Source organism: Mycobacterium sp. 4D054, assembly GCF_052245755.1.
Lineage (GTDB): Bacteria > Actinomycetota > Actinomycetes > Mycobacteriales > Mycobacteriaceae > Mycobacterium.
This window is the reverse complement of record NZ_JBQQCF010000080.1, coordinates 1-12,475: the sequence shown is the minus strand read 5'-3', so window position 1 is coordinate 12,475 and position 12,475 is coordinate 1. Positions and strand designations below refer to the sequence as shown.

16 protein-coding genes, 4 tRNA genes and 2 pseudogenes are annotated in these 12,475 nt (G+C 65.1%); 14 read left to right on the top strand and 8 right to left on the bottom strand.

Annotated features, from left to right (window positions below; all coding sequences use genetic code 11):
- Positions 1-176 precede the first annotated feature (176 nt).
- The 10 genes from ACTWP6_RS28850 (at position 177) to ACTWP6_RS28805 (ending at position 4,526) form a co-directional block, all read left to right on the top strand.
- Positions 177-572 (top strand): hypothetical protein, encoded by a 396-nt coding sequence (locus tag ACTWP6_RS28850; RefSeq protein WP_443189479.1) that lies wholly within the window; start codon positions 177-179, stop codon positions 570-572.
- Complete coding sequence (locus tag ACTWP6_RS28845; RefSeq protein WP_443189478.1) at positions 569-853, top strand: hypothetical protein; 285 nt, start codon at positions 569-571, stop codon at positions 851-853. Before ACTWP6_RS28850 ends, ACTWP6_RS28845 begins: the two co-directional genes overlap by 4 nt.
- Positions 850-1,029 (top strand): hypothetical protein, encoded by a 180-nt coding sequence (locus tag ACTWP6_RS28840; protein ID WP_443189477.1) that lies wholly within the window; start codon positions 850-852, stop codon positions 1,027-1,029. Before ACTWP6_RS28845 ends, ACTWP6_RS28840 begins: the two co-directional genes overlap by 4 nt.
- Positions 1,030-1,290: 261 nt before the next feature.
- Complete coding sequence (locus tag ACTWP6_RS28835) at positions 1,291-1,533, top strand: hypothetical protein (RefSeq protein WP_443189476.1); 243 nt, start codon at positions 1,291-1,293, stop codon at positions 1,531-1,533.
- A 4-nt stretch (positions 1,534-1,537) separates the two neighbouring features.
- Positions 1,538-1,780 (top strand): hypothetical protein, encoded by a 243-nt coding sequence (locus ACTWP6_RS28830; RefSeq protein WP_443189475.1) that lies wholly within the window; start codon positions 1,538-1,540, stop codon positions 1,778-1,780.
- Positions 1,777-2,172 carry a helix-turn-helix domain-containing protein gene (locus ACTWP6_RS28825; protein ID WP_443189474.1) on the top strand — a complete coding sequence of 132 codons (396 nt, stop codon included), beginning with the start codon at positions 1,777-1,779 and terminating at the stop codon, positions 2,170-2,172. Before ACTWP6_RS28830 ends, ACTWP6_RS28825 begins: the two co-directional genes overlap by 4 nt.
- Before the next feature lie 2 nt (positions 2,173-2,174).
- Entirely contained in the window at positions 2,175-2,759 is a 585-nt protein-coding gene (locus ACTWP6_RS28820; protein WP_443189473.1) for a hypothetical protein, read from the top strand.
- The gene (locus tag ACTWP6_RS28815) at positions 2,756-3,139 is read left to right on the top strand and encodes a capsid cement protein (RefSeq protein WP_443189472.1); all 384 of its coding nucleotides are present in this window, start codon (positions 2,756-2,758) and stop codon (positions 3,137-3,139) included. The genes ACTWP6_RS28820 and ACTWP6_RS28815 overlap by 4 nt, the downstream gene beginning before the upstream one ends.
- A gap of 13 nt (positions 3,140-3,152) precedes the next feature.
- Entirely contained in the window at positions 3,153-4,034 is an 882-nt protein-coding gene (locus ACTWP6_RS28810; protein WP_443189471.1) for a major capsid protein, read from the top strand.
- 15 nt (positions 4,035-4,049) lie between these two features.
- A complete protein-coding gene (locus ACTWP6_RS28805; RefSeq protein ID WP_443189470.1) occupies positions 4,050-4,526 on the top strand; it encodes a hypothetical protein in 477 nt (158 codons plus the stop codon).
- Positions 4,527-4,701: 175 nt separating this feature from the next.
- Here the strand turns inward: ACTWP6_RS28805 and ACTWP6_RS28800 are convergent, their stop codons facing one another.
- From ACTWP6_RS28800 to ACTWP6_RS28765, 8 genes are all read right to left on the bottom strand, one after another.
- Positions 4,702-4,971, bottom strand: a complete 270-nt coding sequence (locus ACTWP6_RS28800) for a hypothetical protein (protein WP_105388811.1) — start codon at positions 4,969-4,971, stop codon at positions 4,702-4,704.
- A gap of 55 nt (positions 4,972-5,026) precedes the next feature.
- Entirely contained in the window at positions 5,027-5,776 is a 750-nt protein-coding gene (locus tag ACTWP6_RS28795) for a RelA/SpoT domain-containing protein (protein WP_165804708.1), read from the bottom strand.
- Positions 5,777-5,879: 103 nt separating this feature from the next.
- Positions 5,880-6,761, bottom strand: a complete 882-nt coding sequence (locus ACTWP6_RS28790; RefSeq protein WP_443189469.1) for a tyrosine-type recombinase/integrase — start codon at positions 6,759-6,761, stop codon at positions 5,880-5,882.
- A 461-nt stretch (positions 6,762-7,222) separates the two neighbouring features.
- Complete coding sequence (locus ACTWP6_RS28785; protein WP_443189468.1) at positions 7,223-7,432, bottom strand: zinc finger domain-containing protein; 210 nt, start codon at positions 7,430-7,432, stop codon at positions 7,223-7,225.
- 102 nt (positions 7,433-7,534) lie between these two features.
- Positions 7,535-7,609: transfer RNA gene (locus ACTWP6_RS28780), tRNA-Val, on the bottom strand.
- Positions 7,610-7,621: 12 nt separating this feature from the next.
- Positions 7,622-7,695: transfer RNA gene (locus ACTWP6_RS28775), tRNA-Cys, on the bottom strand.
- A gap of 25 nt (positions 7,696-7,720) precedes the next feature.
- Positions 7,721-7,793: transfer RNA gene (locus ACTWP6_RS28770), tRNA-Gly, on the bottom strand.
- A gap of 95 nt (positions 7,794-7,888) precedes the next feature.
- Complete coding sequence (locus tag ACTWP6_RS28765) at positions 7,889-8,302, bottom strand: DUF6636 domain-containing protein (RefSeq protein WP_443189467.1); 414 nt, start codon at positions 8,300-8,302, stop codon at positions 7,889-7,891.
- Positions 8,303-8,426: 124 nt separating this feature from the next.
- Between ACTWP6_RS28765 and ACTWP6_RS28760 the strand changes: the two genes are divergently transcribed.
- The 4 genes and pseudogenes from ACTWP6_RS28760 to ACTWP6_RS28745 all read left to right on the top strand — a co-directional run.
- Positions 8,427-8,501 (top strand) — tRNA-Val (locus tag ACTWP6_RS28760).
- 838 nt (positions 8,502-9,339) lie between these two features.
- Positions 9,340-10,489 (top strand): annotated as a pseudogene (locus tag ACTWP6_RS28755) (zinc-dependent alcohol dehydrogenase).
- A 20-nt stretch (positions 10,490-10,509) separates the two neighbouring features.
- Positions 10,510-11,082: a hypothetical protein gene (locus ACTWP6_RS28750; protein WP_443189466.1), complete on the top strand. Its 573-nt coding sequence runs from the start codon at positions 10,510-10,512 to the stop codon at positions 11,080-11,082.
- Positions 11,083-11,467: 385 nt separating this feature from the next.
- A pseudogene (locus ACTWP6_RS28745) lies at positions 11,468-12,019 on the top strand (type 1 glutamine amidotransferase domain-containing protein); the annotation flags it as partial.
- Positions 12,020-12,475 lie beyond the last annotated feature (456 nt).

Here is a 12,475-nt window from a genome sequence, read left to right as displayed (position 1 = left end):
TTCCTTTGCTCGAGTGACTTTGACGGGTCTCTCGAAGAATCACGCGATGACCTTCAATCATTCGGCAACGACACGCCGGTACCGCTGATCAGGTCCGACTCGTACACCACTCTGCTGGACGCAACCATAGGGGTGGGTCCGTGGGGGTTACAACACACAGAAGGATCTCCTTTCCGATGACCAATTCCCTCGACGCGCTGAAGTACGCGGCAGCGCTTCTCACGCAACGGGCGAACTGGACGACCGACTCAATCAGCGGCACTGATTGCACCGGCGACCATGAGCCTGAGTTAGACGCGATTGACGAGACGGTCCGCGAGATCTGCGCACTCGCCGCGCAGTTTGGCGACCCGCGCCGGTACAGCGATGGCCGGCTGGTGAAGTCCGCCCGCGAGATCGAGCCCGGTGTCGTCACCGAGCACGTCTGGCACCCGGACCCGGCCGCGGAGAAGCCGTCGTCCTGGCGCGGAACACTTCGGCATGACCCCGGCGAGCCGTGTCCCGGAATCTACGAGGTATCGCTGACGCCGGTGACGCAAGAGATCCACGTCTGCACGGTGAGGTCGATATGAGCGTGCAGAGTCTGTTCGACGCCGTCGGCCTCGCACCCTCGTTACCCGGCGCCAAGTGCCGAGGGAGGCATTCACTCTTCGACGACGCTGCCACTGGCGAGCACCCCGACGTGGTGGTGCGGCGGCATGCAGAGGCGATCGTCCTGTGTGCCCGCTGCCCGGCCCTGGACCGCTGCGTCGACTGGTACGAGTCGCTACCGCGAAGCCAGCGGCCCTTCGGCGTCGTGGCCGGCATCGTGAACCGACCGAAGGCGGTAGGACGTCCGAGGAAGTCGGCATGAGCGGCGAATACGACGACGAGATGGAGCATGTCCTTGCCGAGGTAACCCGGGCGCGTCAGGACTACGACCCCGAGGGGGATGGCCCACCGCCGCAGCCGCTGTGCCGGCAGTGTGTGCGTGACCTGCCCGCCGATGACACTGGGCTGTGCGCGTTCTGCAAGGTGGTGAGCGAGTGATCGGCGTCGTCGCGACCCCCCGGTCGATAATCCTGAGGCCGGCCGTCGATTTCCTGACCCGCCCCCTGGTCAGGCTTTTTTATGTACGGCGGAAAAATTCTGAGCGGGAGGCCCTGGCGAGGATCCAGGCGGGTGACCGGAGTGTCTAGTCGCAAAGCCAACACCACTGCACGCGGATTAGGTTGGCGACACCAACAGGAGGTGGCCCGCCTGATGCGGAAGCACATCGAGGGGTCCCTCTGCTACTGGTGCGGTCTCCCGATGTTCAAGGAAAAGCCCCGCAACTGGGACCGCAAGACATTGGCCGGCGACCACAGCGTGCCGCGCGTGGCCGGCGGAAAGCTGTGTGATCGCCTGCTGCATTCGACCTGCAATGGGCAGCGCGGCGACGGCCAGTTGGACAGCCAGCGACCCGTGCTCACCAGCACACACCCGCGCGATTGGAGGGCGAAAGATGCTGCTGCCGAACAGCTCTCAGCCGAGAACCTCGCGATGGACTGGTGAACGCATGAAGACGACGACCGACCTGCTGCTGGTGCGCTGGCGAGCCGCACAGCTGCTCCTGGCGATCTCCGACGGCGACGTCGCGCAGGTGAAGGCTCTGAATCAGGCTCGGCGGATCGAGGGTATCTCGAACGCCGATACCCGCGACGAGCTCGACCTTTTGCGCGACCAGTTCGCGCGACGGCCGCGGTATCGCCTGGTCGACGAGATCAACCGGGTGTGGCTCCAGCTGAGGGCACGATCGTGATCGAGCGGGTCAATGGCGTGCTCCTGGAGCCCGACGACGCCCGGTATCTGCTCGACGCTCTCGATGCTCTGCTGACCGACCGCCGGCCTTCCCCGCGGTTGGCCGACTTCATTGCCCGTTTGCGCAAAACGTCAGTGAAAGCTGACGTTTCGGTCCCGAAGACTGACGTAGACGTCAGAGAAGTTGGAAATGAGGAAGATTCGCCTCATGATCGGCCCTATGACCTCGTTACGACCGGCGAAGCGGCAGCGATCCTCAGGCTCACGCCTGGCGGTGTCCGCGACCTTGCGCGCCGGGGGTCGATACCGGCTTATCGTGCCGGCGGTCGGTGGGTATATCCGGCGAGAAGCGTTGTCGCCCTTGCTGAGAAACGGGCAGCCAAGCGGAGCTGAGAATGCCTGCTGATCTGCGCACCATCCGCGGCGTCGAGCTGGTCAAAGTCGGCACCTGGCAGCCGGGCGGCACCGTCGGTGACTGGACCGTCACCGCTGAGCACCTGTCCGCGGCGATCGAGGCGCACCGTGCCGGGGTGCTGCGCAAGCCCGTGGTCAAGATCGGGCACGACGACCCCCGGTTCGACGGCGGGCCCGCACTCGGCTACGTCGATGGGTTGCGTCTGGCCGACGGCGGTTCGACGCTGGTCGGTGATCTGGTCAACGTGCCGGGCCCGGTGGCCAAGCTGCTGCCGCACGCCTATCCCGATCGCAGCATCGAGGCGCTGATCGACTTCACCGACCAGGACGGCAGGACGTGGCCGCTGGTGCTGAACGGGCTGGCGCTACTCGGCGCAGCTGATCCGGCTGTCGAGACACTGCGTTCTCTCCAGGACGTCGGCGCGCTCTATGGCATCGACGTGGCGGCCAGGCGCATCGTGCTGGCCACCAACCACGGTGCCGGTGGCCGTCGTCGCGCTGTCGCCGTTGCGGCGGCGCGCCGGCGTCGTACTCATCGACTCACCACGGAAAGGACACCCTCGTGAGCACCACCCTGACCAACCCGTCCGTCTATGACCCGGGCGCCAACATCACCGCCGAAGCCACGGCCACCGTGACCGCACGCAGATTCCTGGCCATCAGTGGCAACCGGGCTTCCGGCGGCAACCTCTCAGTCGCGCCGGCCACGGCCGCGGGCCGGACGTGCGGCGTGGCGGGCAACGACGCCGCCAGCGGCGGCCTGGTGACCGTGGTGCGTGGCAACAGTCGAGTCGTGAAGGTGACCGTCGACGGCGCAATCACGGCCTTCGCCGAGGTCGAGGTCGGCACCGCCGGCAAGGCCAAAGCCAAGGCCAGCGGCGTCGCCGTCGGCTATGCCGTCACCGGTGCTGCAGATGGTGCCGATGCCGAAATCTCCCTCTACTGAACAGGATTGAACTATGCCGAACGCATTGATCCCTGAACTCACCGGGCGGCGGCTGACCGTCGACACCGCGCTCAAGCAGCCCACCACGATCCGTGCGCGGATCGCTCAGCTCGCCGACGAGCAGATCCTGCTGCCCAAGTTCTTCCGCACCCTCGGCGCCAAGGTCGAAGGTGGCGGCATGCTGTTTTCGGTCATCCAGGCATCGGACTTCTTCACCTCTGACGTCGAAAAGCGCAGTGCAAGAGCGGAATACAAGGTGGTCGAGGGCGTCGACCCCGAGCCCAAGCTCGCGCTTGTCGAGGACTGGGGCGGCAAGTTTCAGATCGGCGTCGAGGAAATCACCCGCAACGACGTCAACTACCTCGACCAGCAGACGACGCAGCTGGCCAACACGATCACGCGCAAGCTCGACGTACGCGCCATGGCAGAGCTCAACGCCGCGGTCACCGGCGCCAATGTGGTGCCCGGCCATGACTGGTCCATCTTGGTGACTATCGGCAGCGAGGCTGAACTGACGCCGTCCGGCGAGCTGCCCACCGCCGACCTCTCGGCAGCCCAGCTCGCCAGCGACCTGCAGGAGCTCGGCGTCAAGCACGACCTGCTGGTAGTTCATCCCAACGAGGCTCACGCTCTGAGGACTGCGTACGCCGATCGGCTCGACGCGATGCTCAAATCGGCGGGCGTGGAACTGTTCGCCAATCCACGTGTCACCGCCGGAACCGCCTGGACTGTCGAAAAAGGCATGGTCGGCACCGTCGGCTTCGAGTTCCCACTCACTGTCGACGTCTGGGAAGACAAAGCCACCCGGTCCTGGTGGGTCCAGGCTTACGTCGTGCCCGCCTTCGGCGTCGATCGGCCGTTCGCCGCTAAGAAGCTGACCGGCTTGGCCGGCTGACCCGAGGAGACACACATGGCACTCACCTTCACTGACGAGCAGGCCGCCGCACTGCTCGACGCACTCGGCCTGCCCGCCGACACCACCGACCTTGAGCTGGTCGTCGACACCGCCGCCGACCTCGCCGCGCAGGTGGCAGACCTCGACCCGGCCAAGCCCTCCACGGTCGCCGCAGCGGCCAAGCGCGCCGGCCTGGAGGTCATCGACAGCGACACGCTTGCGGCACTGCGCACCGACGCCACCGAGGGCCGACAGATCAAGGCGGCCGCCGAGCGGCAGAAGGTCGAGGACGCCGTGGCCGCCGCGGTGAATAAGGGCAAGATCACCCCCGCTCGCCGCAAGCACTGGATCAACCTCATCACCGCCGACCCCGGCATGGCCGAAGTGCTGGCCAGCGTGCCCGACGAAACCGCCGTGCCGATGACCGAGATCGGCCACGGCGTCGGCAATGAGGACGGATCGCTGCCGAGCAAGCAGGGATGGTTCTACTGAAGGTAATCCGTTGCGCCGCAACGGGCTGCCGTGTCTCCAAATGCTGTCGTGCTGCAACGGGTTTGCCGGCCCCCTGTGAAAAAATCGAGGGAGGGGGTAGCGACTCACTTGACCAAGCTCAGGACATTTACACAATAGGTGCCGGGCACCTATGGAAGCCTGATCCGAGTCAGGGTCAGACCGGGTTTGGCTCGCTCAGGAACTCGGAGAACATCGAGTCTGCGGACGTGCGGAAGTAGTGGCCATGGGTCTTCATTACAGTCTCGATGCTGTCTGCGCCGATGAGCACGACCTCGAACCGGTCAAGAGTTCCCCGATACTGGCGCTCCATCGCGTCATACGCCGCGATCGCCGCTTCGCGGTCGTCGCATTCTTCCTGGTAGACGAGCTGGTTCGAATCGAAGCTGTACACCAGAAGGAAGTACACAACGTCATCCTTGCTCATCGTTGCCCACCTCCAGTTGGTGCATATCCACAAGATACCCATACTTCAGCGCTGATTATGCGTTGTAGTAGCCGCTTTCTATCACAGTTCGCCGCGCCGTGTTGAACCGCTTTGTCAACTCGTAGGAGATCGGGATGCCGTACTCGCGGCGGTAGATGACTTCGCCGGCGGCGCTGAAGTACTTGATCATCTCCGCGGGACCTTCGCTGTCCTTGAGGTTGACGCCTCGGTGGGCTAGGCGCGCATCAGCAGACTCAGCAGCGTCGGCCCACTGTTGCTGGCCGCGTGTCCGTAGCTGGACCTCGATAGCCCGCCCGTCGCGGACGATGACGAAGTGAACCGCGCGGTACCCGATCGGCTTGGGTTCCGCGATGTAATCCCGCGGAGGCCTCTTGAAGTGCGCTTTCCAGTTACGTTCGATCCGTCGCCGGACGCGTTCGAGTTCAGGGCCGTCCTTGAGAATGGCGCGGACTCCGCCGATATCCTCCAGCCTCGCAAGGGCGGTTCGTCCTGTAGGCGAACCTACGGTTCGATGCAGCTTGCGGACGATGCGCGGCACTCGCTTCAGTCGCTGGCTGATTACTTCGTCGGCGCTCTCCGTTCGAACCATGCTGGTCAGCCCATAGCGGACCTTGGCCATCGGGTACGCATGCTGTGCGCGGAACCAGGAAATGACCTCGATGGCGTGGTCTATCTCATCAAGTCCCACTGATAGACCTTCGTACCGAACTTTCCGGATGAGCTCGCCGCACTTGTTGATCTCGGACTTGCTCGGATTCAAGGACGAGTTACCCGACAGGGTCATGCAGCTGACCATACTTTCTGGTACCGACCGCGCGATGATGGAGCAAGATGAAACGGCCCCGACCGCGTGCGTGGGCAGCCGGGGCCGTTGTCGGGCGCACTGGTCAGTCGGGGTTCGAGATCGAGGCCGCCATCATCGCTGCCCGAACCTCGTCGTCCTCCACGGCCGTGTACCGCTGCGTGGTGGCCACCGAGGAGTGCCCGAGGAGCATCTGCACCGCCCGTAGGTTGCGGGTGCCACGGTACGCGCGGGTCGCCGCGCGGTGGCGCAGCGTGTGCATAGTCAGCCCGTCCGGTAGCACGTCGGCGACCAGGCGGCCGACGTACTGCGCGCTCAGATGGCCGCCGAACCCGTCAGGGAACAGCCACCCGCTCGGCGACGCCCCGGGGGTGTGGCCCTCTGCGCCGAGGCGGATCAGATCCGCGAGCCCCTGACTGAGCGGTACGACGCGCTTCTTGTTGCCCTTCCCATGCACGATCAGCTGCGCCCCGGCCACGCCGTTGATCAGGTCGCGGGTATGTACCTGTGCAACCTCAGCGCGACGCAGGCCGACCTCACCGGCCAGGCGCAGCATCAGGGTTACCCGCAGGTCTGCGGCGGCCAGGGCGGTACGCCAGGCGTAATCGTCGGCGGGGCGGGGCGTCGCGACACCGACCGGCATCGTGGGCAGATCGGCGGCTGGGTTGCTCAGGATGCGGCCGAACTTGTAGGCCCACTCGAAGAACCCGCGCACCGCGGCGCGGTGGCTGCGCCGCGTCTCGGCCTTCCAATCGGGATAGCAGGCGAACCACGTCACCAGATCGTCCTCGGTGACGGCGTTCGGATGACCGCCGACCTCACGCGCGACAAGGCGCAACTGGTCCTCTCGCAGTCGGATAGTCAGCGGCGAGCGTCCGACTGCGCGCATCCAAGTGCTGTATTCGTCGATCAGCAGCTCCCAGGTGATCGGCGTCGCTGGCAGCCGGCCGCGCTGCGCGCCGCTCACTGCAGAGCCTCGATCTCATCGGCGGCCTCGATGAGCGCCGCCGCGAGCTGCCGCGCGGTCACGGCGTCGATGTCCTCGAAATCGGCGGTAATCGTGCGGGTGATCATCCCGTCAGTTCCCTGGAGGCCGCTGATGATGACCTCGATGTCGCCAACCTTGCGGGTCGTGCCTGCGAAGTACCGGAACCACCTGCCGTCGCCGTCGTGTTCCCACGGGTAATGGTGAGCCGTCCTCGGGCGGCGGCACGACGTCCGCGTAGAGGGCTGCGGCGGCGTTCTGGGTGAGGTACGCGCGGGCAGCGAACAGGAGCGCTCTTGCATGGTGGTCTGGCGACGGGGGTCCGTCGAGAGTTGGCGGGATTTCTGGGTGGCTTTCCCAGTTCGCAAGGTAGGCCGCTTGCTCGGCCGTGAGCGCGTCGGCGAGGTCTCGCCACGTCTGGGCATTGTCATCGTTCATGACGGTCACTGTGCACCGCCGCGGGCGTGCTTGGGGTCGACTGCGGCCGCAACGCGTGTCAGATGTGGGCCGACGTTGCGGACCCAACCCCGAACCGCGTCCTGACATGGCTGGCCAGCGTCGGCGCCGCAGAGCGGACAGTCAACGGAGAGCGCCGTCGGCACCGCGTCGGGTGTGGTGTCGTCGAGCGACGCTCGGCGGTGAGTGGTGTTCATGGCAAACCTCTCATATCGCGAGTCGCGACGCCGAGGCGGCCGATCAATCTGGCATGTATGTGGCATGCCGTCCGGATTCTGACCTAAAACTGCTGGTCAGAGTGGTGCGCGATACTGGGATTGAACCAGTGACCTCTTCCGTGTCAGGGAAGCGCTCTCCCGCTGAGCTAATCGCGCCGGGAACACCTTTGGAGGTGGAGACGGGAATCGAACCCGTGTGCACGGCTTTGCAGGCCGTTGCCTCACCACTCGGCCACTCCACCGCTGGGGTTGATGCCTGCACCCTCGAGCGGATGACGGGATTCGAACCCGCGACCCTCACCTTGGCAAGGTGATGCGCTACCAACTGCGCTACATCCGCGTGCCACGTGCGAGATCGTCGCCCGTCGCGATGCAGAACGATAGTCCAGGCAGCTAGGCAGACACAAATCCCTTGCTCGCGCGGCGCGCCGCGGCTCAGAACAGCTGGTAGGCCTGGCGGGATATCGCGAAGCCGCGGCCGTGGGAGTTGGAGCAGCGGATGCCCGAGGGTTCGCTCTCACAGCTCAATCCGCCGCCGACCCGTAACTGGCCGTAGTCCAGGGCCGGGCCGCTGCCCAGTGCGGTGTCGCCGGCGCACACGAATCGGGCGGGGCCGGTGGGTCCCAGGTAGATGCCCTGTCCGTAGTCGGTGAAGTCCGGGCAGTCGGCCGGCCGCGGGGGAGGCGTCCAGTCACGGGCCGCGATGTCGCAGCGCACCGAGTCCTCGGCGAGGATGCAGCCGATGTTGCCGCTCGGCGAGGTGAAGCCGACGACGTCGGCTCCGGCGGCAGAGCAGAGCGTCAGGGCGGCCGAAATCACGACAGTGGCGGCGAGCGCCCAACGCTTCATACGGCGACATTAGCGGCGCCATGCCCTGCGCCGCGCCCCGATAACGGCGATTGCCTGCCAGCGGATTCTTGGGGGACGAGTGCCGCGTGCTAGTCTTCTGCCTCGTTCGCATCGCCGAATATCCGGTCTCGTAGCTCAGTGGGAGAGCGTCCGCCTCACACGCGGAAGGTCGCTGGTTCGAACCCAGCCGGGACCACCAGCAAACAGCTCAGGGGTATGTCCCGATAATCGCTCATCCGTGTCCCCGCGGTTCGCCGGTGGACATGCTGGTCGCCGCCGGAGGGGCGGCTTGACTGCCGGCGATCAGCTTCGCAGAGCAGACGGTCGCGGCGACGGTCGACGGTGATCACCTTTTCTGTCCCCCGGGATCATTGCCGGATAAGCAGCCATCTGACCCACCGACTGCACTGGCGCCCGACGGTCTGCTTGCCCGCCGCCCCAGCACGGTCCCATCCCGGCGAAAGCCATAGGCGGCGGCCCCCGCCACTCCGCCTCGGGATGCGCTGTCGGACACAGCGCCGTCCGACCTCGTCGCAATCGCGGCAGAAACCGCAGCCGATGTTGATGGGCGGACACTCCCGATCGCCTGCGCGTACCTGGCGAGACCGTGGCCACCGCGCTGCCGACCTCGGCGACGATGCCAACGTCTCGTGACCGACGACCATGCCTCGGTGGCGGTGATCTTGACGAGTACTTCGGTCGGGTGCTCGATCTTGGTGTCCGGAACTCCTTGACAACGACCCCACCTGGTCCGTCGTACATAACTGCCCTCATGGCGACCCCGTCTGCCTGGGACCGTCTGTGCCGCTTCTCCTTTCGAATCGTCGTCATTGGTCCAGCCGACGTGGTGCATATCGCTGCCATTATCACGCGGCGTTCGACGTAGCTCCCACTCGGGAATGACGGCGGGAAGTTACCGACTCGCGTCTTCGTGCCCAAAGGTCCAATGCCGCTGCGCTTTTTGGCCACAGCAGGGTGGTTTTGCCACATCGTTGCCGGGTATGCGGCGCCGGACATCAACCCCGCTAGGAGGCGCTATGAAAGCAATGAGTTATCGCGATCCCTGCAAAGTTCGTATTGAGGAAAAAGAGATCCCGGCGATCGAGCACCCCAACGATGCGATCGTTCGGGTGGAATTGGCGGCGATCTGTGGTTCGGATCTGCACCTCTATCACGGCTTGATGCCCGACACCCGGATCGGGCACACCTTCGGACACGAGTTCATCGGAGTGGTGGAGAAAGTCGGCCCCACTGTAGAGAACATCCAGCCCGGTGATCGGGTGATGGTGCCGTTCAACATCTACTGCGGCTCATGCTACTTCTGTGCCAGAGGCCTCTACTCCAATTGTCACAACGTGAAACCCCAACGCCACTGCGGTGGGTGGCATCTACGGCTACTCGCATACGTGCGGTGGGTACGACGGCGCTCAGGCCGAGTACGTGCGGGTGCCCTTCGCCGACGTCGGTCCATCGGTGATCCCCGACTGGATGGAAAGTGAAGACGCATTGCTGTGCACCGATGCCCTTTCGACGGGATACTTCGGCGCTCAGCTCGGGGACATCGCCGAGGGAGACACCGTCATCGTGTTCGGCGCCGGGCCGGTCGGTCTGTATGCAGCGAAAAGTTCCTGGTTGATGGGGGCCGGCCGCGTCATCGTCATCGACCATCAGGAGTACCGCTTGCAGAAGGCCCGGGAGTTCGCGGATGCCGAGACCTACAACTTCGGTGAGTACGGCGACATCGTGCTGGAGATGAAGAAAGTCACCGACTTCCTGGGCGCCGACGTCGCGATCGACGCGGTCGGTGCGGAGGCGGACGGAAACCTCATGCAGCACGTGACGACGGCGAAGTTCAAAATGCAGGGCGGCTCTCCAGTGGCTCTCAACTGGGCGATCGACTCGGTGCGCAAAGGCGGAACCGTTTCGGTGGTCGGCGCCTACGGGCCGATGTTCAGCGCGGTGAAGTTCGGCGATGCCATGAACAAGGGCCTCACGATCAACGCCAACCAGTGCCCGGTGAAGCGGCAGTGGCCGCGGTTGTGGTCGCATATCGAGAATGGCTACATCAAGCCGAATGACATTGTCACGCACCGCATCCCACTCGAGCATATTGCCGAGGGCTACCACATCTTCTCTTCCAAGCTCGACAACATCATCAAGCCGGTCGTCGTCGTCAACCACAACTGATGGACCCAAGGAGAACTGTCATGACCCAGACTTCGCAGCGCGTGCCCGCCTACACGGCCGACCATCCGCCGGTACCGGACAGCGAGGCTCTTCGAGCGCGTATCCACGGATGGGGCGCGGATCTCAACAAGGAGGATCGACCGTCCGTCCCCAAACTGAAGTTCCTTGAGACCGGGGCGCATTGGGACTTCCCCGAGCGGCAGCCCGAGAAGTGGCCGCGTGAAAGGTCCGTCGAACATCGATTCCTGACTCCGGTGTTCGGTACCGCGCAGCCACCCAGCGGTTTGTCGGGGACCATGCGGAAGTTCGCTTACAAGTTCAGTGAAGGCCGCGCCGCCCATTGGATGATCTTGCTCTACGCCGACCGAGTGGATGCCCTCGAGCACCACCTTCGCTCGCTGGTCACCTTGCGGCCCGACAACCCGATCACCGAGTCGGGCGTGAAAGCCGAATTCAGTCACAACGGGCTTCGGTCGCGGTTCGGCCGCAAGCGGGTCGATGTGAAACACATGTGGATCGACCCGGTCATCGTCGCCGGTCCGTGGATCCTGTCCATCTATCTGGTGCGAAGGGTTCTCAGGCGCCGTAAGTAACGATGGGCTCACGCCGACGATCCCCTGCCGCTTCTGCCGGCAGTCGCACTTGCCGGGGGGATGGCGCTGTTCTATCTCGGTGATGTCGCTTACTGGTGGCGCGATTATCGACAGATCCCGGTCGACCGGACCGCCACCGGGTGTGCCGCCGCGGCGACCTTGCCGGTTCTGTTGACATCCTTGCGATCGCAGCGCTCGGTGTGCTCACCGGCATCGGATGGGTCTGGCTGGCCGGGGAACTATGGCGATGACCGCGCATCGGCCCCGGCGTCGCGGGGCAGGTTCGTTGACACAACACGGCGGTGCGTGGGGCGCAAAAGTCGGTTGAGCGTCGACCGACAACGAAAGAGCAAGTGACGCAATGCATGACGTCGACAGGAGGATGATGGCACACAAACGACGCCTTTCGGGGCGCACGATCGCGGTGCTGGCCGCCGACGGGTTCGAGAAGGTCGAACTGGTGGTTCCGTTACGTGCGCTGCAGCTTTCGGGCGCGAAGGTGGACATCGTGTCACTGCGCGAGGGCCGAATTCGCGGGGTGAACCTGCACATGCCCGCCAGCCGCGTCGGCGTGGACAAGGTGGTCACCGACGCCGACCCCGACGACTACGACGGACTGCTGCTTCCCGGCGGCTTCATCAACCCCGATCTACTGCGGCAGTCGGCGGACGCACGAGATTTCGTGCGTGCCTTCGACCACGGCGGAAAGCCGATCGTCACCCTGTGTCACGGTCCATGGGTGCTGGCGTCGGCGGGACTGCTCACGGGACGGACCCTCACGTCGTGGCCCGGCATCCGCGATGATCTCGTCAACGCGGGCGCGACGTGGCTTGACCGCGAGGTGGTGCGCGACCGCAATCTGGTCACAAGCCGCGGGCCTCAGGACCTGAAAGCGTTCGTGCCTGCGATGCTGGACATCTTCGCCGAACCGACGAGTCAACAGCAGACGGTGTCCAGCCCTACCGGCTCCGATCCTGCGCGCAACGAGCCCATCGGTTGGGCGGTCGCCGCATTGCGCTGGTCGCCGAAGCCCTCGGCGGCGGCTCTCGCCGGGGTGGGTGCTGCCACGCTGGCGGCAGCGTTGCGCAGCCCGATGGCGGTCAGACGAGGGGGTTGATGGTGTCATTGCTCTCCACGCGGCGTGCTTCCTGTTGCTCTTGCTGACGGCGTGGTGGACTGCGGCCTCCGCAGCTGCTGGAACAGAACCTCCGGCACCCGGAGCCTCGGAGATTTCCTGAGGCGCCATGGCCGGTTGGCTCGCACCATTGAACCGTCCCGGGTTTCATGCACCCTCAGGTTTCTGTGATCCGGCCGGTCTACCGGTCACGAGTTGGGAATAGTAGCGGGCTTCGGCTTCGGCCGGCGGAATGCGTCCGAGGCGGTGCATCAGGCG

Coding starts and splice junctions, on each gene's coding strand:
- ACTWP6_RS28850 (WP_443189479.1), top strand. CDS start 177: ATGACCAATTCCCTCGACGCGCTGAAGTACGCGGCAGCGCTTCTCACG.
- ACTWP6_RS28845 (WP_443189478.1), top strand. CDS start 569: ATGAGCGTGCAGAGTCTGTTCGACGCCGTCGGCCTCGCACCCTCGTTA.
- ACTWP6_RS28840 (WP_443189477.1), top strand. CDS start 850: ATGAGCGGCGAATACGACGACGAGATGGAGCATGTCCTTGCCGAGGTA.
- ACTWP6_RS28835 (WP_443189476.1), top strand. CDS start 1,291: ATGTTCAAGGAAAAGCCCCGCAACTGGGACCGCAAGACATTGGCCGGC.
- ACTWP6_RS28830 (WP_443189475.1), top strand. CDS start 1,538: ATGAAGACGACGACCGACCTGCTGCTGGTGCGCTGGCGAGCCGCACAG.
- ACTWP6_RS28820 (WP_443189473.1), top strand. CDS start 2,175: ATGCCTGCTGATCTGCGCACCATCCGCGGCGTCGAGCTGGTCAAAGTC.
- ACTWP6_RS28810 (WP_443189471.1), top strand. CDS start 3,153: ATGCCGAACGCATTGATCCCTGAACTCACCGGGCGGCGGCTGACCGTC.
- ACTWP6_RS28805 (WP_443189470.1), top strand. CDS start 4,050: ATGGCACTCACCTTCACTGACGAGCAGGCCGCCGCACTGCTCGACGCA.
- ACTWP6_RS28800 (WP_105388811.1), bottom strand. CDS start 4,971: ATGAGCAAGGATGACGTTGTGTACTTCCTTCTGGTGTACAGCTTCGAT.
- ACTWP6_RS28795 (WP_165804708.1), bottom strand. CDS start 5,776: ATGACCCTGTCGGGTAACTCGTCCTTGAATCCGAGCAAGTCCGAGATC.
- ACTWP6_RS28785 (WP_443189468.1), bottom strand. CDS start 7,432: ATGAACACCACTCACCGCCGAGCGTCGCTCGACGACACCACACCCGAC.
- ACTWP6_RS28765 (WP_443189467.1), bottom strand. CDS start 8,302: ATGAAGCGTTGGGCGCTCGCCGCCACTGTCGTGATTTCGGCCGCCCTG.
- ACTWP6_RS28750 (WP_443189466.1), top strand. CDS start 10,510: ATGACCCAGACTTCGCAGCGCGTGCCCGCCTACACGGCCGACCATCCG.